At 54.0% G+C, this 25,561-nt stretch carries 27 protein-coding genes; 14 read left to right on the plus strand and 13 right to left on the minus strand.

Translation table 11 applies throughout. The annotated features are described in order from the left end of the window. The first annotated feature begins 55 nt into the window (after positions 1-55). From rssB to DBY66_RS00755, 4 genes are all read left to right on the plus strand, one after another. Entirely contained in the window at positions 56-1,072 is a 1,017-nt protein-coding gene (rssB, locus tag DBY66_RS00740; RefSeq protein ID WP_071668865.1) for a two-component system response regulator RssB, read from the plus strand. 193 nt (positions 1,073-1,265) lie between these two features. Next, the gene (galU, locus tag DBY66_RS00745) at positions 1,266-2,174 is read left to right on the plus strand and encodes a UTP--glucose-1-phosphate uridylyltransferase GalU (RefSeq protein ID WP_039384664.1); all 909 of its coding nucleotides are present in this window, start codon (positions 1,266-1,268) and stop codon (positions 2,172-2,174) included. 23 nt (positions 2,175-2,197) lie between these two features. Beyond that, positions 2,198-3,538 carry a UDP-glucose/GDP-mannose dehydrogenase family protein gene (locus DBY66_RS00750; RefSeq protein WP_039384663.1) on the plus strand — a complete coding sequence of 447 codons (1,341 nt, stop codon included), beginning with the start codon at positions 2,198-2,200 and terminating at the stop codon, positions 3,536-3,538. Positions 3,539-3,552: 14 nt separating this feature from the next. Further along, positions 3,553-4,560 (plus strand): NAD-dependent epimerase, encoded by a 1,008-nt coding sequence (locus DBY66_RS00755; protein ID WP_039384660.1) that lies wholly within the window; start codon positions 3,553-3,555, stop codon positions 4,558-4,560. Positions 4,561-4,655: 95 nt separating this feature from the next. Here DBY66_RS00755 and hns read toward each other — a convergent pair whose 3' ends face one another. Further along, on the minus strand, positions 4,656-5,063 hold the full coding sequence (hns, locus tag DBY66_RS00760) for a histone-like nucleoid-structuring protein H-NS (protein WP_039384658.1): 408 nt from the start codon (positions 5,061-5,063) through the stop codon (positions 4,656-4,658). Positions 5,064-5,436: 373 nt separating this feature from the next. Between hns and tdk the strand changes: the two genes are divergently transcribed. Then, positions 5,437-6,057, plus strand: coding sequence for a thymidine kinase (gene tdk, locus DBY66_RS00765; RefSeq protein WP_039384655.1), 621 nt, complete (start codon positions 5,437-5,439; stop codon positions 6,055-6,057). Positions 6,058-6,108: 51 nt separating this feature from the next. On the opposite strand, the gene adhE is transcribed toward tdk, so the two are convergent. Then, on the minus strand, positions 6,109-8,787 hold the full coding sequence (gene adhE, locus DBY66_RS00770) for a bifunctional acetaldehyde-CoA/alcohol dehydrogenase (RefSeq protein ID WP_039384652.1): 2,679 nt from the start codon (positions 8,785-8,787) through the stop codon (positions 6,109-6,111). Positions 8,788-9,173: 386 nt separating this feature from the next. Here adhE and DBY66_RS00775 point away from each other — a divergent pair, with 386 nt between their 5' ends. The 6 genes from DBY66_RS00775 (at position 9,174) to oppF (ending at position 16,189) form a co-directional block, all read left to right on the plus strand. Next, the gene (locus tag DBY66_RS00775) at positions 9,174-9,821 is read left to right on the plus strand and encodes a YchE family NAAT transporter (protein WP_039384649.1); all 648 of its coding nucleotides are present in this window, start codon (positions 9,174-9,176) and stop codon (positions 9,819-9,821) included. Positions 9,822-10,593: 772 nt separating this feature from the next. Beyond that, on the plus strand, positions 10,594-12,234 hold the full coding sequence (oppA, locus tag DBY66_RS00780; protein WP_039384646.1) for an oligopeptide ABC transporter substrate-binding protein OppA: 1,641 nt from the start codon (positions 10,594-10,596) through the stop codon (positions 12,232-12,234). A gap of 81 nt (positions 12,235-12,315) precedes the next feature. Beyond that, the gene (oppB, locus tag DBY66_RS00785) at positions 12,316-13,236 is read left to right on the plus strand and encodes an oligopeptide ABC transporter permease OppB (protein ID WP_039384644.1); all 921 of its coding nucleotides are present in this window, start codon (positions 12,316-12,318) and stop codon (positions 13,234-13,236) included. Between the two features lie 15 nt (positions 13,237-13,251). After that, positions 13,252-14,160, plus strand: a complete 909-nt coding sequence (gene oppC / locus DBY66_RS00790; protein ID WP_039384641.1) for an oligopeptide ABC transporter permease OppC — start codon at positions 13,252-13,254, stop codon at positions 14,158-14,160. A gap of 11 nt (positions 14,161-14,171) precedes the next feature. After that, complete coding sequence (locus tag DBY66_RS00795; protein WP_039384639.1) at positions 14,172-15,188, plus strand: ABC transporter ATP-binding protein; 1,017 nt, start codon at positions 14,172-14,174, stop codon at positions 15,186-15,188. Then, positions 15,185-16,189: a murein tripeptide/oligopeptide ABC transporter ATP binding protein OppF gene (oppF, locus tag DBY66_RS00800; protein WP_039384638.1), complete on the plus strand. Its 1,005-nt coding sequence runs from the start codon at positions 15,185-15,187 to the stop codon at positions 16,187-16,189. Before DBY66_RS00795 ends, oppF begins: the two co-directional genes overlap by 4 nt. Before the next feature lie 63 nt (positions 16,190-16,252). Here oppF and DBY66_RS00805 read toward each other — a convergent pair whose 3' ends face one another. Both DBY66_RS00805 and cls read right to left on the minus strand, forming a co-directional pair. After that, positions 16,253-16,582, minus strand: a complete 330-nt coding sequence (locus DBY66_RS00805) for an HI1450 family dsDNA-mimic protein (protein WP_199181676.1) — start codon at positions 16,580-16,582, stop codon at positions 16,253-16,255. 35 nt (positions 16,583-16,617) lie between these two features. Further along, positions 16,618-18,078, minus strand: a complete 1,461-nt coding sequence (gene cls, locus DBY66_RS00810; protein WP_108569367.1) for a cardiolipin synthase — start codon at positions 18,076-18,078, stop codon at positions 16,618-16,620. Positions 18,079-18,241: 163 nt separating this feature from the next. On the opposite strand from cls, the gene DBY66_RS17755 reads away from it, so the two are divergent. Then, positions 18,242-18,415: a YciY family protein gene (locus DBY66_RS17755; RefSeq protein ID WP_128083772.1), complete on the plus strand. Its 174-nt coding sequence runs from the start codon at positions 18,242-18,244 to the stop codon at positions 18,413-18,415. A gap of 20 nt (positions 18,416-18,435) precedes the next feature. Here the strand turns inward: DBY66_RS17755 and DBY66_RS17830 are convergent, their stop codons facing one another. Further along, a complete protein-coding gene (locus tag DBY66_RS17830; RefSeq protein WP_158086426.1) occupies positions 18,436-18,606 on the minus strand; it encodes a hypothetical protein in 171 nt (56 codons plus the stop codon). A 3-nt stretch (positions 18,607-18,609) separates the two neighbouring features. After that, positions 18,610-18,906 carry a YciI family protein gene (locus DBY66_RS00815; protein ID WP_039384635.1) on the minus strand — a complete coding sequence of 99 codons (297 nt, stop codon included), beginning with the start codon at positions 18,904-18,906 and terminating at the stop codon, positions 18,610-18,612. 204 nt (positions 18,907-19,110) lie between these two features. On the opposite strand from DBY66_RS00815, the gene DBY66_RS00820 reads away from it, so the two are divergent. Continuing rightward, positions 19,111-19,842, plus strand: a complete 732-nt coding sequence (locus DBY66_RS00820) for an energy transducer TonB (RefSeq protein WP_108569366.1) — start codon at positions 19,111-19,113, stop codon at positions 19,840-19,842. A 45-nt stretch (positions 19,843-19,887) separates the two neighbouring features. Here the strand turns inward: DBY66_RS00820 and yciA are convergent, their stop codons facing one another. The 4 genes from yciA to DBY66_RS00840 are packed head-to-tail and all read right to left on the minus strand — an operon-like array spanning position 19,888 to position 22,137. Next, positions 19,888-20,304 (minus strand): acyl-CoA thioester hydrolase YciA, encoded by a 417-nt coding sequence (gene yciA / locus DBY66_RS00825; protein ID WP_039384631.1) that lies wholly within the window; start codon positions 20,302-20,304, stop codon positions 19,888-19,890. Positions 20,305-20,358: 54 nt separating this feature from the next. After that, positions 20,359-20,898: a septation protein A gene (locus DBY66_RS00830; RefSeq protein WP_039384629.1), complete on the minus strand. Its 540-nt coding sequence runs from the start codon at positions 20,896-20,898 to the stop codon at positions 20,359-20,361. 59 nt (positions 20,899-20,957) lie between these two features. Continuing rightward, entirely contained in the window at positions 20,958-21,692 is a 735-nt protein-coding gene (locus tag DBY66_RS00835; protein ID WP_039384626.1) for a YciC family protein, read from the minus strand. Between the two features lie 49 nt (positions 21,693-21,741). Continuing rightward, positions 21,742-22,137, minus strand: a complete 396-nt coding sequence (locus DBY66_RS00840; protein ID WP_108569365.1) for a YkgJ family cysteine cluster protein — start codon at positions 22,135-22,137, stop codon at positions 21,742-21,744. 229 nt (positions 22,138-22,366) lie between these two features. Between DBY66_RS00840 and ompW the strand changes: the two genes are divergently transcribed. Then, a complete protein-coding gene (gene ompW / locus DBY66_RS00845) occupies positions 22,367-23,002 on the plus strand; it encodes an outer membrane protein OmpW (protein WP_199559907.1) in 636 nt (211 codons plus the stop codon). Between the two features lie 38 nt (positions 23,003-23,040). Here the strand turns inward: ompW and DBY66_RS00850 are convergent, their stop codons facing one another. The 3 genes from DBY66_RS00850 to trpB form a co-directional block, all read right to left on the minus strand. Then, a complete protein-coding gene (locus DBY66_RS00850; protein WP_039384615.1) occupies positions 23,041-23,355 on the minus strand; it encodes a BON domain-containing protein in 315 nt (104 codons plus the stop codon). A 186-nt stretch (positions 23,356-23,541) separates the two neighbouring features. Further along, positions 23,542-24,345: a tryptophan synthase subunit alpha gene (gene trpA, locus DBY66_RS00855; protein ID WP_039384612.1), complete on the minus strand. Its 804-nt coding sequence runs from the start codon at positions 24,343-24,345 to the stop codon at positions 23,542-23,544. Then, positions 24,345-25,538 carry a tryptophan synthase subunit beta gene (gene trpB / locus DBY66_RS00860; protein WP_039384608.1) on the minus strand — a complete coding sequence of 398 codons (1,194 nt, stop codon included), beginning with the start codon at positions 25,536-25,538 and terminating at the stop codon, positions 24,345-24,347. Before trpB ends, trpA begins: the two co-directional genes overlap by 1 nt. Positions 25,539-25,561: the final 23 nt, after the last annotated feature.

Genomic DNA, 25,561 nt, shown 5'->3' on the forward strand with positions numbered 1-25,561 from the left:
GCGCAACTGCATTTTATGAACCACTATTGCAATATCTGGTACGCAGGGGGAGAGAATGGAAAAACCACTACTCGGCAAAAAGATACTCATTGTCGAAGATGAGGTCGTTTTCCGTTCATTGCTGGAAAATGTACTGACCAGTCTGGGGGCAACAGCCCTGCAGGCCGGCGATGGGCTGGAAGGCCTCGACATTCTGTCGTCGCACAGCGCCGATCTGGTGATTTGCGATCTGGAAATGCCCCGGATGGGCGGTATTGCGTTTGTTGAGCATCTGCGCAGTCAGGGGAATACGGTGCCTGTACTGGTCATATCTGCTACCCAGAATATGGCTGATATCGCGCATGTGCTGCGGCTTGGCGTGCAGGATGTATTACTGAAACCCCTGAAAAATATCGAACGCTTCCGCGAGGCTGTTTTTGAGTGTCTTTATCCCTCGATGTTCACCTCGAAAGTGGAGGAGGATGAGCAGCTGTTTCAGGACTGGGATGCGCTGGCCCGCGATCCGATCGCCGCGGCAAAACTGCTGAAGCAGCTGCAGCCGCCGGTGCAGCAAACCATTGCGCACTGCCGCATCAACTACCGACAGCTCACCATGGCGGAACAGCCAGGGCTGGTTCTGGATATCGCTGCGCTCTCCGATAAAGATCTCGCCTTTTACTGTCTCGATGTTACCCGGGCGGGCGACAACGGCGTGCTGGCCGCGCTGCTGCTGCGGGCGCTATTCAACGGTTTACTGCAGGAGCAGCTGTCCGGACAGCATCATCGGCTGCCGGAACTCAACGGTCTGCTGCGTCAGGTGAATATGCTGCTGCGCCAGGCAAACCTTACCGGGCAGTTCCCGCTTCTGGTGGGATATTATCATCGCGAACTGCGTAAATTAATTCTGGTTTCAGCAGGGCTTAATGCCACGCTGCACCTGGAAACGCAGCAGCTGCAGTTAAACAGCGGTGTACCGCTGGGTACGATGGGGGGGACCCATCTTAATCAGATTTCTCAGCATACCGGTGCCTGGCAGTGCCACGTCTGGGGTGCCGGCGGCAGGCTACGTCTGATGTTATCGGGTGAAGAATAAGCAGTTAAACAGCGGGTTAAATCAGTTAAGCGACAGCGCCAGACCTATCCTTTACACTTGGGTAAAAGTCTTAAATTCCATGGATTAACTTTATCCAGGATAATTCCGCCTGATACTAACTGATATACTCATTTCGTTTTTTAAACCGACATATCAAGTATTAACTTGAGCGGCCTATTAAGAGAGGTATTTGATGTCTGCCTATAAGTCAAAAGTAAAAAAAGCGGTAATCCCGGTTGCAGGTTTAGGTACGCGTATGCTGCCAGCGACCAAAGCTATTCCAAAAGAGATGTTACCGCTGGTCGATAAGCCGTTGATCCAGTATGTCGTAAATGAGTGTATTGCTGCGGGCATTAACGAAATTGTGCTGGTTACGCACTCTTCTAAAAACTCAATCGAAAACCACTTTGATACCAGCTTCGAACTGGAAGCCATGCTGGAGAAGCGTGTTAAGCGTCAGCTGCTGGATGAAATCCAGTCTATCTGTCCGCCACACGTCACCATCATGCAGGTGCGTCAGGGTATCGCTAAAGGTCTGGGCCATGCGGTCATGTGTGCACATCCGCTGGTAGGCGATGAGCCGGTAGCAGTCATTCTGCCAGACGTTATCATCGACGAATATGAGTCAAACCCGACCAAAGACAACCTGGCAGAGATGCTGGCGCGTTTTGAAGAAACCGGTCACAGCCAGATCATGGTTGAGCCAGTAGCAGACGTAACCGCATACGGTGTGGTTGACTGCAAAGGCGCCGAGCTGAGCGCGGGCCAGAGTGCACCGATGGTGGGCGTTGTTGAGAAGCCAAAAGCGAATGAAGCGCCTTCAAACCTCGCGGTAGTAGGTCGTTATGTTCTTTCTGCTGATATCTGGCCTCTGCTGGCTAAAACCCCTCCGGGTGCAGGCGGCGAAGTTCAGCTGACCGACTCTATCGCTATGCTGATGGAAAAAGAGACTGTAGAAGCTTATCACCTGACTGGCGTCAGCCACGACTGTGGTAACAAGCTGGGTTACATGCAGGCTTTTGTTGAGTACGGCGTACGTCACCCGGTGCTGGGCAAAGATTTTGCACAGTGGCTGGACAACGCGGTAGGCAATAAAAAGTAATTCATTAAGCACAGGATAATTTAATGAAAGTCACTGTATTTGGTATCGGCTATGTCGGTCTGGTTCAGGCTGCGGTGTTGGCCGAAGTCGGACATGACGTTCTCTGCATTGATGTCGACGCGAACAAAGTCGAAAACCTGAAAAAGGGTGTTATCCCGATTTTTGAACCGGGTCTGACGCCGTTGGTGATGTCCAATTATGAATCGGGTCGCCTGAAATTCAGTACTGACGCCAAAGAGGGCGTTAATCACGGGGTGATGCAGTTTATTGCTGTTGGCACACCGCCTGACGAAGATGGTTCTGCCGATCTGAAATATGTGACCGCGGTTGCGCGCACGATTGCAGAACATATGAACGATCACAAAGTCGTTATCGATAAATCAACGGTGCCAGTCGGCACAGCCGACCGCGTACGCAATGTGATGCAGGAGACGCTGAAACAGCGTGGCGCCAGCGTTTCTTTCGATGTGGTTTCCAACCCGGAATTCCTCAAAGAGGGTGCGGCCGTTAACGACTGCATGCGACCAGAGCGTATCGTTGTCGGTACTGACAATGATGATGTGGTGGAACTGCTGCGCGAGCTCTATGAGCCGTTCAACCGTAACCACGATCGCATGATCCTGATGGATATCCGCAGTGCAGAGCTGACAAAATATGCGGCAAACTGCATGCTGGCGACCAAAATCAGCTTTATGAACGAGATCTCTAATCTCGCTGAGCTGCTGGGCGCTGACGTGGAGAAAGTCCGTCAGGGTATCGGTTCTGATCCCCGTATCGGCTATCACTTCATCTATCCGGGCTGCGGCTATGGCGGTTCCTGCTTCCCGAAAGATGTGCAGGCGCTGATCCGTACAGCAGAGTCTATTGGCTATAAACCGCGCCTGCTGCAGGCGGTGGAAGAGGTCAATGACGCGCAGAAAAACAAACTGCCTGCCTTTATCAAGCGCCATTTTGGTGACGATCTGCGCGGCAAGACGTTTGCGCTGTGGGGCCTGGCGTTTAAACCCAACACCGACGATATGCGTGAAGCCTCCAGCCGTGTGCTGATGGAAGCGTTATGGGAAGCGGGTGCTACGGTTCAGGCTTACGATCCGGAAGCGATGGAAGAAGCGCAGCGCATCTATGGTCACCGTGACGATCTGAAACTCACAGGGACTAAAGAAGCGGCACTGCAGGGCGCTGATGGTCTGGTTATCTGTACCGAATGGCAGAATTTCCGGGCGCCTGATTTTGACGTAATTAAAAATGCGTTAAAACAACCCGTGATTTTTGATGGTCGTAACCTGTATGATCCAGAGCGTATCAGCAAACGCGGTTTCGTTTATTATGCAATCGGCCGCGGAGCGTCTATTCAAATTGCGTAATAAATGAGGGATGTATGAATTTTCTGGTTACCGGCGCAGCAGGATTTATCGGTTTTCACGTAAGCCAGCGTTTGCTCGCTGCCGGTCACCAGGTTGTTGGTATCGACAACCTGAATGACTATTATGATGTCAGCCTGAAACAGGCTCGCCTCGATCAGATTTCACCGCATCCCGCCTTTACTTTTATTAAAATGGACCTGGCCGATCGCCAGGCCATTTCCTCTCTGTTTGAACAGCACGCGTTTGAGCGCGTTATCCATCTCGCCGCGCAGGCGGGTGTGCGTTACTCAATCGATAACCCGCACGCTTATGCAGATGCTAACCTCACCGGCCATCTGAATATTCTGGAAGGCTGCCGTCACCATAAGATTGGCCACCTTCTTTATGCATCTTCAAGCTCAGTTTATGGGCTGAACCGCAAAATGCCGTTCTCCACCGATGACAGCGTTGATCACCCGGTTTCCCTCTATGCGGCGACGAAAAAAGCCAACGAACTGATGTCGCATACTTATTCGCACCTTTATCAGCTGCCGACAACCGGACTGCGTTTCTTTACCGTGTATGGCCCATGGGGTCGGCCCGATATGGCGCTGTTTAAATTTACCCGTGCAATGCTGGCAGGCGAGGCGATCGACGTTTATAACCGCGGTGAGATGACGCGCGACTTTACCTATATCGATGATATCGCTGAGGCGATTGTTCGCCTGCAGGCGGTGGTACCACAACCTGACAGCGCATGGAGCGTGGAGCACGGCTCCCCCGCCAGCAGCTCTGCGCCTTATCGGGTATATAACATTGGCAACAGTCAGCCAACGCGCCTGATGACCTATATAGAGTCGCTGGAGAAAGCTTTGGGCATTGAGGCAGTGAAGAACATGCTGCCGATGCAGCCCGGCGATGTACTGGGCACCAGCGCAGATACGCAGCCTCTCTATGACGCCATCAATTTCCGGCCGCAGACCAGCGTTGAGCAGGGCGTACAGCAGTTTGTCGACTGGTATCGCGACTTTTATCAGAAATAAGCGCATAAAAAAAGGAAGCCGCGGGCTTCCTTTTTTTTACCTGGCGAAACGAATATTGCAGTAAAAGTGCAGACAGTTAAAACGAAGCGCGCGGATTACAGCAGGAAATCGTCCAGCTGTTTACCATCTTCTTCAATCGCTTTTTTAATTACGGCAGGCGTGCGGCCCTGACCGGTCCAGGTGCGGCTTTCACCGTTTTCATCTACATAGCTGTACTTGGCGGGACGGGCAGCGCGACGCGCTTTGGTCACCGTTTTGTTTTCTGATAATGCGTTCAGCAGTTCATTAGGATCGATGCCGTCAGCCAGCAGCATTTCGCGATACTGCTCCAGTTTGCGGCTGCGTTCAGCATTTTCAGCCTGAGCATGACTCTCTTCTTCACGACGCTCATTAACCACTACGTCAAGTTTTTCAAGCATCTCTTCCAGGGTTTCCAGAGAGCATTCGCGAGCCTGAGCACGCAATGTACGGATATTATTAAGGATTTTAAGTGCTTCGCTCATTGTTCTTATCTCAGAATATAAAAAGGAGTGGTTAAGCTGTTCCATAATAGTGGCGGGAATATATAACTGCAATAGTGAAACCTGAGTGAGGAGATTTATTTATTTTTTTAGTTATGTCAGCAGAGTTAATTATCAATCGCTGTGCTGCATAAATTATCCGCGATATGTCTCGTTGCGTGACGGCTATTCCATTTGGCTGAGATTAAATTAACCGCTATTAGTGATTTAACCGCAGCGTGCCGGCATTGATTTTCAGCGTCCAGCAGCGTGGCTTTCTGCTACGGTAAACCTGTCGTTTGTGAGGTGCTCTGCGGCAATACATTTGTGTTAAACTGCCGCCTTCTGAATTTAGTATCCCCGGAGAGACTGGTAAGTGGCTCAACTCTATTTCTATTACTCGGCGATGAATGCGGGTAAATCCACCGCGCTGCTGCAATCTTCCTATAACTATCAGGAGCGCGGCATGCGCACCCTGGTCTATACCGCAGAGATAGACGATAGATTTGGTGCCGGCGTGGTCAGCTCACGAATCGGGCTCTCTTCGCCTGCCTGTCTGTATAATGATAAAACAGAACTGGCCGAAGCCATTGCGGAAGAACATGCGCGCCAGCCCGTACACTGCGTGCTGGTTGACGAAAGTCAGTTTCTGACGCGTGAGCAGGTTTATGCGCTCTCTGACGTGGCGGACAATCTTGATATTCCGGTTCTCTGCTACGGTCTGCGTACTGACTTCCGCGGTGAGCTGTTCACCGGCAGCCAGTATCTTCTTGCCTGGGCCGATAAACTGGTCGAGCTTAAAACAATTTGCCACTGCGGCCGTAAGGCGAGCATGGTGCTGCGCCTTGACGGGGAGGGCAGACCGTTCAGCGAAGGTGAGCAGGTCGTAATTGGCGGTAATGAGCGCTATATATCCGTATGCCGGAAACATTACAAGCAGGCGATTAATCTGGGTACGCGTGAGGCGATATATGGCGCTAATCCGCCACCGGTTTAATCAGCCAGCCATAAAAAAACCCGCCGCGGCGGGTTTTTTATTTTCAGCGGACTACGCTTTCTTTACTTTTTTTTCACGGGCAGCGGACTGCAGCTCGCAGATTTCTGCAGAGGGTATGTCCGTTTCTGAATAATCACGTCCGTAGAACGTATCCAGCATAATCTGTTTTAGCTCAGCGATTAATGGATAGCGCGGATTGGCGCCAGTGCACTGATCGTCAAAAGCGTCTTCAGCCAGCTTATCTACTTTCGCCAGGAAATCCGCCTCCTGCACGCCTGCTTCCCGAATAGAAGCGGGAATACCGAGCTGCGTTTTTATTTCATCCAGCCACGCCAGCAGTTTTTCGATTTTCTGCGCCGTGCGATCCCCGGGCTGAGTCAGGCCGAGATGGTCAGCAATTTCCCCATAGCGGCGCCGTGCCTGCGGCCGGTCATACTGGCTGAACGCCGTCTGTTTCGTCGGGTTATCATTGGCGTTATAGCGGATGACGTTACCGATAAGCAGCGCGTTTGCCAGCCCGTGCGGGATATGAAACTCTGAGCCAAGTTTATGGGCCATAGAGTGGCACACCCCGAGGAAAGCGTTGGCAAAGGCAATGCCGGCGATAGTCGCCGCGTTGTGTACGCGTTCACGCGCAACCGGATTTTTCGCACCATCGCGATAGCTGGCAGGCAGGTTCTCTTTAAGCAGCTTCAGCGCCTGTAGTGCCTGTCCATCTGAGTACTCACTGGCAAGCACCGAGACGTAAGCCTCCAGCGCATGCGTCACCGCATCGAGGCCGCCAAAAGCGCAGAGCGAGCGCGGCATATCCATCACCAGGTCGGCATCGACAATCGCCATATCCGGCGTTAAGGCGTAGTCCGCCAGCGGATATTTTTGCCCGGTGGCGTCATCGGTGACAACGGCAAACGGGGTGACTTCTGAGCCGGTGCCTGACGTGGTGGCGATCGCGACCATGCGCGCTTTCACGCCCATTTTCGGGAATTTGTAGATACGTTTACGGATATCCATAAAGCGCAGCGCCAGCTCTTCAAAATGCGTTTCCGGATGCTCATACATGACCCACATGATTTTCGCTGCGTCCATCGGTGAACCACCGCCCAGGGCGATAATCACGTCGGGCCGGAAACTGTGCATCTGCTCTGCACCCTTACGCACAATGCTCAGGGTCGGATCGGCTTCCACTTCAAAAAATATCTCGGTTTCGATACCCTGTGATTTCAGCACCCGCGTAACGCGCTCGGCATAGCCGTTATTAAACAGAAAGCGATCGGTAACGATAAACGCGCGTTTCGCTCCCTCAGCAGCAACCTCTTCCAGCGCAATCGGAAGAGAGCCGCGGCGGAAGTAGATAGACTTCGGTAACTTATGCCACAACATATTTTCTGCTCGCTTAGCCACGGTTTTCTTATTGATCAAGTGTTTAGGGCCTACGTTTTCAGAGATAGAGTTGCCCCCCCAGGAGCCGCAGCCCAGCGTCAGGGAAGGGGCAAGTTTGAAGTTGTAAAGATCGCCAATGCCGCCCTGTGAAGCCGGGGTGTTGATCAGGATGCGGGCCGTTTTCATTTTGTCGCCAAAATAGTGGATCCGCCCGGCCTCGTTATCCTGATCGGTGTAGAGACAGGATGTGTGACCAATGCCGCCCATCGCGACCAGCTTCTCTGCTTTTGCTACCGCGTCCGCATAATCTTTTGCCCGATACATCGCCAGCGTCGGCGAGAGCTTTTCATGTGCAAAAGGCTCCGATTCATCAACGGCTGACACCTCGCCAATTAAAATTTTGGTGCCCGGCGGGACACTAATGCCGGCAAGCGCAGCAATATTGCAGGCGGGCTGGCCCACAATTGCCGCGTTCAGTGCGCCGTTTTTCAGCAGGATATTCTGAACCGCGCTCAGCTCATGGCCCTGCAGCAGATAGCCGCCGTGGCTGGCAAACCGTTCGCGGACCGCGTCATAGACGGCATCAACGATAATGACCGATTGCTCAGAGGCACAGATCACGCCGTTATCGAACGTTTTAGACATTAAAATGGAAGCGACCGCGCGTTTGATGTCAGCCGTTTCATCAATCACCACCGGCGTATTGCCCGCGCCAACGCCAATCGCCGGTTTACCTGAGCTATAGGCCGCTTTAACCATGCCCGGGCCGCCGGTCGCCAGAATCAGGTTGATATCCGGATGATGCATGAGCTGACTGGAAAGCTCGACCGAAGGCGCATCGATCCAGCCGATGATATCTTTGGGAGCGCCCGCAGCAATAGCCGCCTGCAGCACGATATCGGCTGCTTTATTGGTGGCATTTTTTGCGCGCGGATGAGGAGAAAAAATAATGCCGTTGCGGGTTTTCAGGCTGATAAGCGCCTTGAAAATAGCCGTGGAGGTAGGGTTGGTGGTAGGGACGATACCGCAGATGAGGCCAATGGGTTCGGCAATGGTAATGGTGCCAAAGGTATCATCGCTTGCCAGCACGCCACAGGTTTTTTCATCTTTGTACGCGTTGTAGATATATTCTGAAGCGAAATGATTTTTGATCACTTTATCTTCAACAATACCCATGCCCGATTCCGCTACCGCCATCTTAGCCAGCGGAATGCGGGCGTCAGCTGCCGCCAGCGCCGCGGCGCGAAAAATTGCATCAACCTGCTCCTGGCTAAAACTGGCAAACTCGCGCTGCGCGCGTTTTACACGTTCAACCAGTGCATTGAGTTCGGCAACATTGGTTACGGCCATAATACTCTCCTGAGGAAGTTAAACTTTTTTAATAAACAGGCCAGCGCAGAGAAAGAAATCAGCTAAGGTTTGACAGGGCAGGCCCGTCTGTTTAGTAAAAAGGTCTGACGTGAATGATTTACTGCACCCAGCGTAGCGCTGGTGGAGAGACGTAATCATGATGCAGATCAAGAGAGGCTGCAGCGGTGAGCGGTCAGCCAGATCGTTTACGACTAAAGGCGCCGTTTTTTAGACGCTGCTGTTCTGCAGGCATATATGAAAATAGCCAGATTTTTATGCCATCTCTGTGGCGGACATATAGCAGATATTTCTGCCATATACGCTGTTTTTCAGCAGACATATGCACTACATTAAGCGCGTTTTTTTGACTTTTTCAGGAGCCTGTTGTGACCCCCGTGCTACTCGATCTTTCCGGCTATATAAAATTTTTTGTCGGCCTGTTTGCGCTGGTGAATCCGGTAGGCATCATTCCGGTTTTTATCAGCATGACCCGCTATCAGGCGGTGGCTGAACGCAACAAAACCAATCTTACAGCCAACCTTGCGGTCGCGATTATTCTCTGGACCTCGCTGTTTCTTGGCGATGGGATCCTGCATCTGTTTGGTATCTCAATCGACTCTTTCCGAATCGCAGGCGGCATACTGGTTGTGACCATTGCGATGTCGATGATTAGCGGCAAGCTGGGTGAGGATAAGCAAAATAAGCAGGAAAAATCAGAAACGGCTATTCGTGAAAGCATCGGTGTTGTCCCGCTGGCGCTGCCGCTCATGGCAGGGCCGGGGGCTATCAGTTCCACTATCGTCTGGAGTTCGCGCTATCACAGCTGGCTTAATTTGCTGGGTTTTACGCTGGCGATTGCGGTTTTCGCCTTTTGCTGCTGGTTACTGTTCAGAGCGGCGCCGTTAATGGTACGGATATTGGGTCAGACCGGAATTAACGTCATTACCCGTATTATGGGGTTGTTATTAATGGCGTTAGGGATTGAATTTGTCGTCACCGGCATAAAAGCAATCTTTCCAGGATTACTGAATTAGACCTGACCTGTTTTTTGCTGAAAAACATCTTCATGAACCAAAAGGGTGCATCGCGACGTGCAGACGCACCTTTTTGGTGAAATTAGTTATCGGGCTACTTTCAGGCTCGCTTTTATCACTTTTACTACTCAGTCAGTCATCCCTGCTTAATATCCGTTTATTAATGTGATTATTGTCACAGATTTACCTGCTGCTAAATCCGCGCTGAAAGTGATTAGCTGTGCCTCTCTTGTAAAGTAGTCGCTGAATATTCCGCTTTGAAGTAAAAACTCAATAGATTTGCGCAGAATGAGTTTTGCATAAAATAAGTGCGCGCATAATCGCCAGAATTGCTTAAATAATCATATTTATCAATGTATTAACTGATATTTAGCGGAAATAATTAACGCTTTCAACGTTATCCCGGACATGATAAAAGAGAAATAGCTAACATTTTTCTGCATTGGCTTTGGCGCAACGGGATAGCTTCTGATAATTTCTGGCACTTCCAGGATTTTTATCGCTCTCTCAGCAGATGTGTACGATTTTTGCTTATTAGCACGCGGGCGTAGTTATACCGGCAACGCGTATCAGAAACCGGCAGCTGAACGCTTTCTTTATCAAAAGAACAGTGAGTGAGTTGTCAGCAAATATCATTACCCGCTGGCGGCTTGCTGAAGTCACCCGGAAGGGGACAGGGATCTTTGCTCGAACGAGACGAAGATCGCCCGGTAAACGGGATACGTCAGGCGCGATAGCGCACCGACGACAATAATAAAACTGGAGCATAACAATGAACAACATCACGAAAAAAAGTCTGATTGCGGCCGGCGTTCTGGCCGCAATTGCCTCTCTGACAGGGAACGCTGCGCTGGCTGCAACGGTACCGGCTGGCGTTGAGCTGGCCGCCAAACAGGAGCTGGTGCGCGGTAACGGTGACGAAGTTCAGTCGCTCGATCCGCATAAAATTGAGGGCGTACCGGAAGATAATATTGCCCGCGATCTCTATGAAGGGCTTATCGTCAGCGATGCCAGCGGCAAACCGGTTCCGGGCGTTGCAGAGAGCTGGGAAAACAAAGATTTTAAAGTCTGGACTTTCCATCTGCGTAAAAATGCCAAATGGTCTAATGGCGAGCCGGTTACCGCACAGGATTTCGTCTACAGCTGGCAGCGTCTGGTTGACCCGAAAACGGCGTCACCTTATGCCAGCTATCCGCAGTATGGCCATATCGCTAACGTTGATGAAATTATTGCCGGTAAAAAGCCGACCTCTGAACTGGGCGTAAAAGCGCTGGACGATCATACGCTGGAAGTTACGCTAAGCCAGCCGGTACCTTACTTTTATAAGCTGCTGATCAATGCCGTGATGTCACCGGTCTATAAGCCTGCAATCGAAAAATCGGGCGATCAGTGGACGCAGCCGCAGAACTGGGTAGGAAACGGCGCGTTTAAACTGGAAGCGCACGTTATCAACGAGCGCGTCACGCTGGTACGCAACCCGCAATACTGGGATAACGAACATACGGTACTGAACAAAGTCACCTTCCTGCCCATCAACTCAGAAGTGAGCGATGTGAACCGCTACTTCTCTGAAAATGGCAGCGACATCACCTATAACAATATGCCGATTGAGCTGTTCAAAAAGCTGCAGCGCGATAATGGCAAAGAGCTGATGGTAAAACCGTATCTCTGCACCTACTACTACGAGATCAATAACCAGAAAGCGCCTTTCACTGATGCCCGCGTGCGCACCGCGCTGAAGCTGGGTCTGGATCGCGACATCATGGTGAATAAGGTACTGGCGCAGGGTCAGCTGCCCGCCTACAGCTATACACCGCCGGCAACCGATGGCATGGAACTGCTGCCGCCGGACTGGTTTAAATGGGATCAGAACAAGCGTAACGCAGAAGCGAAAAAACTGCTGGCTGAAGCAGGCTATACCGCAGATAAGCCACTGACGTTTAACCTGCTGTATAACACCTCAGATCTGCACAAAAAGCTGGCAATCGCGGCGTCCTCTATCTGGAAAAAGAACCTCGGCGTTAATATCAAGCTGGAGAATCAGGAGTGGAAAACGTTCCTGGATACCCGTCATCAGGGCAACTACGACGTTTCACGTGCGGCCTGGTGCGCGGACTATAACGAACCGACCTCCTTCCTGAACACCATGCTGTCCGACAGCAGCAGTAATACAGCGCACTACAAGAGCGCTGATTTTGACAAAGTGATCCACGATGCTGTGAAAGCTGCCGATGAAAAAGCGCGCGTGGCTGACTACCAGCAGGCAGAGCAGATTCTGGATAAAGACAGTGCCATCGTGCCGGTCTATTACTACGTTAACGCCCGTCTGGTTAAGCCTTATGTCGGCGGCTATACCGGTAACGATCCGCTGGATAAAACGCTGGATAAGAACCTGTACATCATTAAGCACTAATAGCACACAGGCTATCGACAGTGGCGGTGCTGCGGCACCGCTTTTTTGATTTTGTGAAGCAACAGCCTGGCAGGTACGGCAATGTTAAAATTTATTCTGCGTCGGCTTCTGGAAGCGATTCCGACGCTCTTTATTCTGATCACCATCTCGTTTTTTATGATGCGTTTAGCGCCGGGCAGCCCGTTTACCGGCGAGCGCACGCTCTCCCCTGAGGTGATGGCCAATATTGAAGCCAAATACCATCTCAACGATCCGATTGGCAAACAGTACCTGAGTTATCTGGGGCAGCTGGCGCACGGCGATTTTGGTCCTTCGTTCAAATATAAGGACTATTCGGTTAACTATCTGGTAGGGCACGCCTTCCCGGTCTCCGCGAAGCTGGGACTGGCGGCCTTTTTCCTGGCGGTGATCCTGGGCGTAACCGCTGGCGTTATCGCGGCGCTGAAGCAGAACAGCCTGTGGGACTACGCCGTCATGGGGGTGGCGATGACCGGCATTGTTATCCCGAGCTTTGTTGTGGCGCCGCTGCTGGTATTAATTTTTGCCATTACGCTGCGCTGGCTGCCGGGCGGCGGCTGGAACGGCGGGCAGTGGAACTACATGCTGCTGCCGATGGTGGCGCTCTCGCTGGCTTATATCGCCAGCATCGCCCGTATTACGCGCGGTTCCATGATTGAGGTCATGCACTCAAACTTCATTCGTACGGCTCGGGCAAAAGGGTTGCCGCTGCGCCGTATCGTGCTGCGCCATGCGCTCAAGCCTGCGCTTTTGCCGGTGCTCTCCTATCTGGGGCCTGCCTTTGTCGGCATCATTACCGGTTCGATGGTGATTGAGTCGATCTATGGCCTGCCCGGTATCGGCCAGCTGTTTGTTAACGGTGCGCTAAACCGTGACTACTCGCTGGTAATGAGCCTGACGATTCTGGTCGGCGTGCTGACTATTCTGTTTAATGCGATCGTTGATGTGCTTTACGCCGTTATTGATCCCAAGATTCGCTATTAAGGGTGGAGCACGCTCATGATGTTAAGCAAAAAAAACAGTGACGTGGTGGATGCCTTCAGCGAAAAGCTCGAGGTGGAGGGGCGCAGCCTGTGGCAGGATGCACGCCGCCGCTTTATTCACAACCGTGCGGCGCTGATCAGCCTGCTGGTGCTGTTGCTGATTGCCCTGTTTGTGGTGTTTGCGCCGATGCTGGCGCAGTTTAACTATGATGATACCGACTGGGCGATGATGTCGTCGCCGCCGGATACGGTTTCAGGCCACTGGTTTGGAACGGACTCCTCCGGGCGCGATCTGCTGGTGCGGGTGGCGATTGGCGGACGTATCTCCCTGATGGTGGGCATCGCCTCTGCACTGATTGCGGTGCTGGTGGGAACGCTCTATGGCTCGCTGGCGGGCTATCTCGGTGGCAAAATCGACTCGGTGATGATGCGTATTCTGGAGATCCTCAACTCCTTTCCGTTTATGTTTTTTGTGATCCTGCTGGTGACCTTTTTCGGCCGCAATATTCTGCTGATCTTTGTCGCCATTGGCATGGTCTCCTGGCTCGATATGGCGCGTATTGTGCGTGGTCAGACGCTGGGACTAAAACGCAAAGAGTTTATCGAAGCGGCTCAGGTAGGAGGCGTCTCCACGGCCAGTATCGTGCTGCGCCACATTGTGCCTAACGTACTGGGCGTCGTAGTGGTCTACGCCTCGCTGCTGGTGCCCAGCATGATTCTGTTTGAATCTTTCCTGAGCTTCCTGGGTCTGGGGACGCAGGAGCCGCTCAGTAGCTGGGGCGCGCTGCTGAGTGACGGAGCGAACTCGATGGAGGTTTCTCCGTGGCTCCTGATGTTCCCGGCCGGCTTTCTGGTGGTCACGCTATTCTGCTTTAACTTTATCGGCGATGGTCTGCGTGATGCCCTCGACCCGAAAGATCGCTAAGGAGTTTCCCGATGAGTTTTGAAACCACAACGCCAGCGCGTGCTGTGCCGGCGGGAAGCCCGGAGCTGCTGCTGAATGTGCAGGATCTGCGCGTAACCTTTACCACGCACGACGGCGACGTTACCGCCGTCAACGATCTCAATTTTTCACTGCGTGCCGGGGAAACCCTTGGCATTGTAGGTGAGTCAGGCTCCGGCAAATCGCAGACGGCGTTTGCGCTGATGGGGCTGCTGGCAAAGAACGGCCGCATTGACGGATCGGCACGTTTTAACGGACAGGAGATCCTGAACCTGCCCGAAGGCAAGCTGAACAAGCTGCGTGCGGAGCAGATTGCCATGATATTTCAGGACCCCATGACCTCGCTCAATCCCTATATGCGGGTAGGGGAGCAGCTGATGGAAGTTCTGCAGCTGCACAAAGGCATGAACAGCGCGCAGGCTTTTGAAGAGTCGGTACGCATGCTGGATGCGGTAAAGATGCCGGAAGCGCGGAAGCGGATGAAGATGTATCCGCATGAATTTTCGGGCGGGATGCGCCAGCGCGTGATGATTGCCATGGCGCTGCTGTGTCGTCCTAAGCTGCTGATTGCCGATGAGCCCACCACTGCACTGGATGTAACGGTTCAGGCGCAGATCATGACGCTGCTTAATGAGCTGAAACGCGAATTTAACACCGCCATCATTATGATCACGCACGATCTTGGCGTCGTAGCCGGGATCTGCGACAAAGTACTGGTGATGTATGCCGGGCGCACCATGGAGTATGGCCGTGCCCGCGATGTGTTTTATCAGCCGGCGCATCCATACTCTATCGGGCTGCTGAATGCGGTACCGCGACTCGATGCAGAGGGTGAGTCTCTGACGACCATTCCCGGCAATCCGCCAAACCTGCTGCGGTTGCCGCAGGGCTGTCCGTTCCAGCCACGCTGTGCTTATGCAATGGAGATATGTGCCGCTTCGCCGCCGCTGGAGCCGTTTGCCGACGGACGCCTGCGCGCCTGCTTCAAACCGGTGGAGGAGTTAGTATGAGCACTGTTGTGGAAGAGAAAAAAGTACTGCTGGAGATAGCCGATCTTAAAGTGCATTTTGAGATCAAAGATGGCAAACAGTGGTTCTGGCAGCCGCCGAAGACGCTGAAAGCGGTGGATGGTGTCAGCCTGCGGCTGTATGAGGGCGAGACGCTGGGTGTGGTAGGCGAATCGGGCTGTGGTAAATCGACGCTGGCGCGCGCTATCATCGGGCTGGTGAAAGCGACCGAAGGGCGTGTCGCCTGGCTGGGACGCGATCTGCTGGGGCAGAGCGCGGAAGAGTGGCGTCAGGCCCGCAGCGATATTCAGATGATTTTTCAGGACCCGCTGGCGTCACTGAACCCGCGTATGACCATTGGCGACATTATTGCTGAACCGCTGCGCACCTATTATCCCAAAATGCCGCGTCAGGAAGTCAGAGACAAGGTCAAAGCGATGATGATGAAAGTCGGCCTGCTGCCGAATCTTATCAACCGCTATCCGCACGAGTTCTCTGGCGGCCAGTGTCAGCGTATCGGTATTGCGCGCGCGCTGATCCTGGAGCCGAAGCTGATTATCTGTGATGAGCCAGTCTCGGCTCTGGATGTCTCTATCCAGGCGCAGGTGGTGAATCTGCTGCAGAAACTGCAGCGCGAGATGGGGCTGTCGCTGATATTTATTGCGCACGATCTGGCGGTGGTGAAACATATCTCCGATCGCGTGCTGGTGATGTATCTGGGCCATGCCGTTGAGCTGGGTACTTATGATGCGGTGTACAACGATCCGCAGCATCCCTATACCCGGGCGCTGATGTCGGCGGTGCCGATCCCCGATCCTGACCTGGAGAAGAATAAACAGATCCAGCTGCTGGACGGAGAGCTGCCTTCGCCAATCAATCCGCCTTCAGGCTGCGTATTTCGTACCCGCTGTCCGATTGCCGGGCCGGAATGTGCCAAAACCCGCCCGCTGCTGGAGGGCAGTTTCCGCCATGCGGTATCCTGCCTGAAGGTAGATCCGCTCTGACGTCAGTCAGCAGGCTCTGAATAGCAAAACGCCGGGCAAAGGCCCGGCGTTTTTATGGCTGACTTATTCGCGCCAGAGAATATGGCAGAGCTTATGATCCTTCTCACGGCAGAGCAGCACGCGGGCAAACACATCCGTGATAGGTTCGCCATCGGCCTCACCCAGACCAATCACAACCTCTGAGAAAAAGTCGGGATTTAAGTCAAAATCAACATGTTCCTGCCAGTCTTCCGACGGGTCAAACAGCTCTGCGCCGCCACGCTCTTCAAACTGCAGGTTAAACAGAATAATATCAGCCGGATCGAGGTTATCGCCCGCCAGCTCCAGAAAAATATCGTAGGCCTGCTCCAGCGTTTCATCATCGGTCAGGCGGTTGTCTAAATCCATGGTCATGTGCTTATCCTGCGGCGGTAATCTTTCCGCTCGTTTTACAGTAATGGACTAAAGAAGTAAAACAGTCGTTCAACGATGCGCTGCCACCAGGCACGTTTCGCCCAGCGGGCGTTGTCCAGCAGGCGCGAACGGGCAATATAGTCATCCTGCACGGTAGCGAGATCGCTGCCAAAACCATCATCATCTACCACCAGGGTGATCTCAAAATTGAGCCACAGGCTGCGCATATCAAGGTTCACCGTGCCCATCAGGCTGAGCTGCCCGTCAACCAGCACGCTTTTGGTATGCAGCAGGCCATCTTCAAACTGATAGATTTTTACGCCCGCTTCCAGCAGTTCCGTAAAGAATGCCCGGCTGGCCCAGCCAACCAGCAGTGAATCGTTGTGACGCGGGACAATAATACTGACCTCTACGCCGCGCAGCGCAGCCGTGCAGATAGCGTGCAGCAGATCGTCGCTGGGAACAAAATAGGGGGTAGTCATGATCAGCTGCTCGCGCGCGGAGTAAACCGCGGTCAGCAGCGCCTGATGGATCATATCCTCGGGGAAACCCGGCCCGGAAGCGATAACCTGAATAGTGTGGCCGCTCTCCTGTTCAAACGGCATGATGTTGCCGTCTGGTGCCGGAGGCAGAATACGCTTACCGGTCTCAATCTCCCAGTCGCAGGCGTAAACGATCCCCATTGTGGTGGCAACAGGCCCCTCCATCCGCGCCATCAGATCGATCCACTGCCCGACACCGGCATCCTGCTTAAAGAAACGCGGATCGACCAGGTTCATGCTGCCGGTGTAGGCGATGTAGTTGTCGATGAGCACGACTTTGCGGTGCTGCCGCAGATCCATACGCCGCAGGAAGACACGCAGCAGGCTGACCTGCAGCGCCTCAACCACATCGATCCCGGCGTTACGCATCATATTTGCCCATGGGCTACGGAAAAAGGCGACGCTGCCGGCAGAATCGAGCATCAGACGACAGTGCACGCCCCGGCGTGATGCTGCCATCAGCGACTCCGCCACATCGTCAGCCAGGCCGCCTGGCTGCCAGATATAGAACACCATCTCGATATTATGACGCGCCAGCTGAATATCACGGATTAGCGCCTGCATCACCTCATCGCTGCTGGTCAGCAGCTGCAGCTGATTGCCTTTGACGCCGGCGATCCCCTGCCGGTGCCGGCAGAGATCAAAAAGCGAGCGTGCAACGTCGCTGTGCTCGGTGGCAAAGATATGCCGGCACTGCCTGAGGTCGGTGAGCCACTTAGCCGTAGAGGGCCACATGGTGCGGGCGCGCTCGGCCCGGCGCTTGCCAAGATGCAGCTCCCCGAACGAGAGATAGGCGATAATCCCTACCAGCGGCAGAATATAGATGATCAGCAGCCAGGCCATAGCTGAGGTCACTGCGCGACGTTTCATCAGAATACGCAGCGTTACACCCGCAATCAGCAGCCAGTAGCCAAACAGCAGTAACCAACTGATCAGGGTATAAAAGGTGGTCATTGAGTGGACATCCTGTTCGCGCATTTATAGGCAAAGTTTACGTGCTGATGCGCTGTAGCGAAACCTTAATCTGCCCTGAGATTTATCGATAAAGGTTTCGAATTGGCATTTCTGTGCAGATCACTATAATGCGTGCCGAAATATGCCGGACTGAGAGAGTGTCATGAGACGAAGCAGAAATGAAGTGGCCCGCTGGAGAATGTTACGCCAGGTGCATCGCCGTCGTGCCCGCTGGCTGGAGGGCCAGTCGCGTCGCTATAAGCGCATCCATGCCATTCGTCACCAGGTTGCGCAGCAGCAGCGCCGTTCAATTCTGTTTATTACGCAGAATATGTGAGACCGGCGCGGCTGGGTTCGTTAATGGCCGCGCAGCATCAGCGTAATGTTGACGATCTGCGCCGCCGCCGCCAGGACTATCAGCATGACAATCTGCTGGCGCGCCTGGAGCCAGCCCTGACGGCGCCAGATCCAGAGCGCACGACCGGTAAGCAGCAGTGCCACCAGTAGCAGCAGCAGTGATAACATCACGAATTAAAATACCCGCTTAAACGGCTTAACGGTAACTTTTTCGTAAACGCCAGCGGCGATATAGGGATCGTCCTGAGCCCAGGATTGCGCCGCCTCCAGCGAATCAAACTCTGCGACAATTGCCGAGCCGCTAAAGCCAGCGGGGCCTGGATCGTTGCTGTCGACCACCGGTAGCGGGCCGGCAACAATCAGTCGTCCCTCATCCTGCAGCAGCTGCAGACGAGCAAGGTGCGCAGGGCGCACGCTGTTGCGTTTTTCCAGTGAATCTGCGGTATCTTCCGCGTAGATGAGGTAAAGCACGATGGGATACTCCCGTTAGACTGGCCGAAATTGCGAGACACGTTAAGGGATCGCCCGGCAGAGTGCAAACGAAACCTCAGGGCAATCGGCGCCAGCGCAAGCGGGGTTAAAAAAAAGAGGAAACGGGGCACTTTTACGCTGCTTATTGAAACTGATTGCTATTTGCATTTAAAATCATCTTCTCACTCAATGACCACAGCTGCTATGACGACATTGACAACGCCTTTTCCGACCCGTACGCCTGTTTCACTGATCCTCTCCGTGGTACTGCACGGGTCCGTTATTGCCGGCATTCTCTATGCCTCGTGGCATCAGTCCCGTGAGCTGCCTGCCGCGTCTCAGCCTATCGCCATCACCATGGTCGCGCCTGAGGTGCAGCCGGAACCTGCGCCGGCTGTGGTAGCACCGGCACCGCAACCTGAGCCTGAACCCGAGCCGCAGGCCGCCCCGGAGCCGCCAAAAACGGAGCCGGTTCCTATTGCAAAACCGGAGCCGAAGCCGAAACCTAAGCCGAAGCCAAAACCAAAAGCAGAAAAAAAACCGGCGCCAGCCCCCCGTCAGCCGGCACCGGACCGGGCCGATCCGTTCAGGCAGGAGACCGCAGCAGCTCAGCCCCGGCCCGCCACTGCACCAAAAGCGGCCACTGCTCCGGCACCGGTTAAAGCGAGCGGACCGAAAGCGCTCAGCATCAGCAAACCAGCCTATCCGGCACGCGCGGCCGCGCTGCGTATTGAGGGTAATGTACGGGTGAAATTTGATGTCGACAGTGACGGCCGGGTTGGCAACGTCACTATTCTTTCGGCACAGCCGCGCAATATGTTCGAGCGCAGCGTCAGGGATCAGGTTAAAAAGTGGCGCTACCAGCCGGGCCAGCCGGGCCAGGGCATCACCATGAATATTGTTTTCCGTATTAACGGCGGCGCGAAGATCGAGTAGGGCGCAGAGCAGAGCGGCCGAAAAAGCCGCTCTGCTTTTCATCACTCAGTGGCTGCGGTTAGCGCGATCTGCCGGCAGCGGACGCGACTTGCCGCTGTTGTCTACTGCGACGTAAACGAACACCGCTTCGGTGGCGCAGTAGGTCTGGCCTATCGGCTCAGATGAAACCTTTTTAATCCACACCTCAACGTTGATAGTCATTGAGCTGTTTCCGGTGCGCAGGCAGTGCGCATGGCAGCTGACCACATCGCCTACCGCGACCGGCTTCAGAAAACTCATGCCGTCGACCCGAACCGTGACCACGCGACCTTCAGCGATCTCTTTTGCCAGAATTGCACCGCCCATGTCCATCTGCGACATCAGCCAGCCGCCAAAAATATCGCCGTTGGCATTGGTGTCGGCTGGCATAGCCAGCGTACGCAAAACCATTTCGCCCGTGGGCTGCTTATGCTTCTCGTTCATTGCTCAGTTCTTCTGCAGGTGAAAAAAAGCCCGGCTGGCCGGGCGATGGAAAGACTATTTTGATTCCTGCTGGGGCATCTGCCGCCAGATGTAGAGCCCGCTCAGCAGGGTAAACAGCAGCGTCAGCCCTGTCAGGCCAAACACTTTAAAGTTCACCCATACCGGCTGTGGCAACCAGAACGCAACATAGATGTTGGCAAGGCCGCACAGCAGAAAGAACAGCGCCCAGGCGATGTTGAGCCGGCGCCAGACCGTGGCAGGCAGCTGCAGCTCTTTTCCCAGCATGGTCTGGATCAGGGGCTGCTGCATGAACCACTGGCTGTAGAGCAGTGCGAGCGCAAACAGCGAATAGATTACGGTGACCTTCCACTTGATGAATTCATCATTATGAAACACCAGCGTCAGGGTGCCGAACACCGCCACCAGGACAAAGGTAAACAGGGTCATCTTTTCCAGCTTGCGATAGAGCACCCAGCTCACTACCAGCGCCAGGCCGGTAGCCACCACCAGCGCGCCCGATGCAACGTAGATGTCGTAGAGTTTGTAAAAAACAAAGAAAACGACCAGGGGGAGAAAGTCGAGTAACTGCTTCATAGCGTTTCCAGTCCGGACAGTAGCCTGTGGTTATAGCGCTCAGCGGAGCGCCGTAACCCTTAACGTAACAGCATATAGAGCCGATACAAATAAATAATCAAAACGGCAGAAACCAGATTGCCCAGCGCGTTAAGCACCACGGAGGCAATATTGGCGGGCAATACCGTCAGCGAAGAGAAAAAGAACATCAGAATAATTTTTGCCAGCAGCCACAGCAGAATAGCGGGTGCAATCAGGCGAATATTTTTCCACGCCAGGCGCAGGCTGGCGCGCATGGCACCGATTACGCCCATTTTTTCACTGACCAGCATCACCGGCGCCAGAGAGAGCAAGATAGCGAGCACGATGCCAGGCACCATCAGCACCATAAAGCCAAGCTGCACCAGCAGCGTGATCAAAAAGGTCTGCAGCAGCAGCTTAGGCAGCAGCGGTGCAGCGGTACCGATAGCGCGCAGGGCACTGACGCGCTGACCGCTGGAGACCAGCGGGATCAGGCAAAGCATGCCGCCGAGCAGCAGCGTATTACCAATCAGCGCCGCCAGGGTTCCTGCTGCGGAAGCGCGCAGCAGTATACGCTGCTGATCCGGAGACATATTCTGTACCAGTTCAAACAGGGAGGATGCGCTGCTGTCACTCTGACTCAGCAGCGACAGCTGCTCATCATCAGGCGTTAACGCATGCCCGATAATCACGGTAATGAATGAGGTCAGCAGCGCCATCAGCATTATAGTGACCAGCTGATGGCGCAAAAAATTTCCTGTGTCACGGTATAACGAGCTTGCCGTGATAGACATGTACACTCCTTGAAAAAAACCGGGTTAATTAACCCGGCGATTGTACATGCTAAGCGGTCAGGCTGGCACCCGGAATACCATAACTTTCTGTCATGTCAGGTAAAGAAGGGTGAAAAAGGGCAGGTAATCCATGGCGGGCGCGGGCACGGTCGCAGGCTTCGTTAACGACGCCATTTTCCCCGGACATCGCAAATTCACGGCAGGGAGAGGGGCGCTGCTCATAGATACCGCAGGAGACGCAGCTACCGGGCTCGCCCTGCAGAGCAACGCAGCGCGGCGTGCGATCGCTGGTGCCGCGCATATTGCGCATCAGCAGGTTTAGCGGCTCGGTGAGTTCGGCTGGCACTGCGCCACCGGCATCATCGGCTTCAGCCCAGTAAAAGGAAACGCGAAAATAGGCGCAGCAGGCGCCACAGGTTATACAAGGGTTGGTTATATCGCTCATCTGATCGCCCGCCACTCCTGAGGCATCGAACCAAAATCACTCGGGATCAGCAAAGTAATCACGTTATGAAACTTCAGCAACCTGTTTTTGATCTTTTTTCGCGCTGGCAAATTTGATCTGTGTCAATTCATTGTTAACTAAGCATTTATTCTGCCAGTCAGTTAATGAAATCTGCGCTGAAAACCGTTACATCTGTGCCGCGAAAAATTTTAATTCAGGCAAAGGAGTGATGATGAAACTGGCAAAATGCGCACTGTTCATGGCGATGGCGATACCGCAGCTGGCGCTGGCTCATCAGGCGGGCGACTTTTTTATGCGCGCCGGTACGGCAACGGTCCGTCCGACTGAGGGATCCGATAATGTGCTGAACATGGGCGAATTCAGCGTCGATAATAATACGCAGCTGGGTCTGACATTCACCTGGATGGCGACCGATCATATCGGAATTGAGCTGCTGGCTGCCACGCCATTTCGTCATAAAGTCGGCCTTGGTCCGACCGGTAACCTGGCCACGGTGCGTCAGCTGCCGCCCACGCTGATGGCGCAATACTATTTCCTCGACAGCAACAGCGCGGTACGCCCTTATGCGGGCGTCGGCATCAACTACACCACCTTTTTTGACGCTACGCTGAATCAGACCGCCAGGGATGCACAGCTCAGCGATTTGAGCGTTAAAGACTCCTGGGGCATTGCGGGTCAGGTGGGGCTCGATTATCAGATTAACCGTGACTGGATGCTGAACGCTTCGCTGTGGTACATGGATATTGATACTGAAGTGAAATTCAGACATCAGGGCGTACAGCAGAATATTAATACGCGTATCGATCCGTTTGTCTTTTTCTTTGGTGCAGGCTATCGCTTCTGAGGCAGAAGAAGGGCGACCTGCCGGCCGCCCTTTTGGTATTACTTGATCTGCATATTATTAACAACAGACTTCACGCCTGCCACGCTGCGCGTAACGGAAACGGCGCGGTTAGCCATCTGTGGCGAGCTGACAAACCCGCTCAGCTGAACCTTACCTTTGAACGTTTCAACATTGATTTCTGTAGATTTCAGCGCTTCATCATTCAGCAGCTGCGCTTTTACTTTCGTGGTGATGACGGTGTCATCAATATAACCGCCGGTGCCTTCTTTGGTTGGCGTTGGCGCACAGGCGCTCAGTGTCAGTGCCACAAATGCAGCCATAAAAATTCCCGCAACGACCTTGAACAATTTCATTTGGTTATCTCCCTGTCATAGATGGATTCACACCGTAACGCAACGGCGCATTTAAGTGTGGGTCGGCCCTGAATAATCGGCAACCTGCTGGCAGAGAAAAAGTGAAAAAAGCTGGCGCTCAGGCAGAAAGGATGGGGGTGACGGAAAAAAGAGTGTGGCCCCGTCGGAGTGACGGAGCCACAGCGATTAGCGGGTGGCCGCTTTCAGGCCGCTGACAAAGGCTTTCAGCTCACGCAGCAGCGTTGCCGGGTCGCGCTGATTTTTCTCAATGATGCGTACAATGGCGGAACCGGAGATCGCTCCCGCTGCGCCTGCAGCAATCGCTTCACGTACCTGCTCCGGCTCGGAGATGCCGAACCCCTGCAGGGCAGGCGGCGCCTGAAACTCACGCAGTTTATCAATCAGATGGTGAAGCGGCTGACTGGCGCGGTTTTCAGCACCGGTCACCCCTGCGCGCGACAGCAGATAAGTGTAACCGCGGCCATGCTGAGCCAGTTCACGCAGCAGGTCATCGCTGGCATTAGGCGGGCAGATAAAAATCGGCGCAATGTTGTGACGCAGCGCAGCCTGGCGGAAGGGGGCTGACTCTTCAACTGGCACATCAGCGACCAGTACCGAGTCGACGCCCGCGGCGGCACACTGCGCATAGAACGTATCGATGCCGCGGCTGAACACCAGATTAGCGTACATCAGTAAACCAATGGGCAGATCGGGGTATTTCTGCCGCACTACCTGCAGCATTTCAAAGCATTGCGCCACCGTGGTGCCGGCCGCAAAAGCCCGCAGCGTGGCGCTCTGAATGGTGGGTCCATCTGCCAGCGGATCGGAGAAAGGGATCCCCAGCTCCAGCGCATCAGCGCCGCCTTCAACCAGCGTATCGATAATCTGCAGTGAGAGCTCCGGAGAGGGATCGCCCAGCGTAACAAAAGGGACAAACGCGCCTTCCTGACGCGCTGACAGGCGTGAAAACAGCTGATTATAACGCTCCATCAAATCTCTCCTTTCGCTTTAAGCAGATCGTGAACCGTGAAAATATCTTTATCGCCGCGACCGGAAAGGTTAACCACCAGCAGCTGCTCTTTTTCCGGATTTGCCCGCATCATTTTCAGCGCATGGGCCAGCGCATGAGACGATTCCAGGGCCGGAATAATCCCTTCTGCGCGGCACAGCGTTTTAAACGCGTCGAGCGCTTCATCATCGGTAATGGAGACATACTCTGCGCGCCCGATGCTGTTCAGATGCGCGTGCTGTGGACCAACTGACGGAAAGTCGAGGCCGGCGGAGATAGAATAAGACTCTTCAATCTGGCCCTCTTCGGTCTGCATCATTGGCGCTTTCATACCAAAATAGATACCAACCCGGCCGTGCTTCAGTGGCGCGCCGTGCTCGCCGCTTTCAATACCGTGACCAGCGGGTTCAATACCAATCAGGCCCACGCTGCTCTCTTCAATGAAATCAGCAAACATGCCAATCGCATTGGAGCCGCCGCCTACGCACGCCAGCACGGCATCGGGCAGGCGGCCTTCCGCTTCGAGGATCTGCGCTTTGGTCTCTTCGCCGATCATACGCTGGAATTCGCGCACGATGGTCGGGAAGGGGTGCGGACCTGCTGCGGTTCCCAGCATATAGTGTGCGGTCTCATAGCTGCCTGACCAGTCGCGCAGCGCCTCGTTACAGGCATCTTTCAGCGTAGCTGAGCCGCTGTGAACCGGGATCACTTCCGCGCCCATCAACCGCATCCGGAACACATTGGGAGACTGACGCTCAACATCTTTCGCCCCCATATAAATACGGCACTTCATGCCGAGCAGCGCGCAGGCGAGCGCGGAGGCGACACCATGCTGGCCGGCGCCGGTTTCCGCAATGATCTCATTTTTCCCCATTCGCTTTGCCAGCAGCGCCTGACCCAGTACCTGATTGGTTTTATGCGCGCCGCCATGCAGCAGATCTTCGCGCTTCAGATAGAGGCGGGTTTTCGTCCCCTGAGTCAGATTACGGCACAGGGTCAGCGCCGTCGGACGACCAGCGTAATTTTTCAGCAGATCGGTAAACTCCTGCTGAAACTCAGGATCGCGCTGCGCTTCAACAAAAGCAGCTTCCAGCTGGCGCAGAGCCGGCATCAGGATTTGCGGAACGTACTGGCCGCCAAATTCACCAAAATAGGGATTCAATAACGTCGACATAATTGATCTTTCCTCAACGGCCC

The organism is Pantoea sp. RIT413, from assembly GCF_003057675.2.
Taxonomy (GTDB): Bacteria; Pseudomonadota; Gammaproteobacteria; order Enterobacterales; family Enterobacteriaceae; genus Pantoea; species Pantoea eucrina.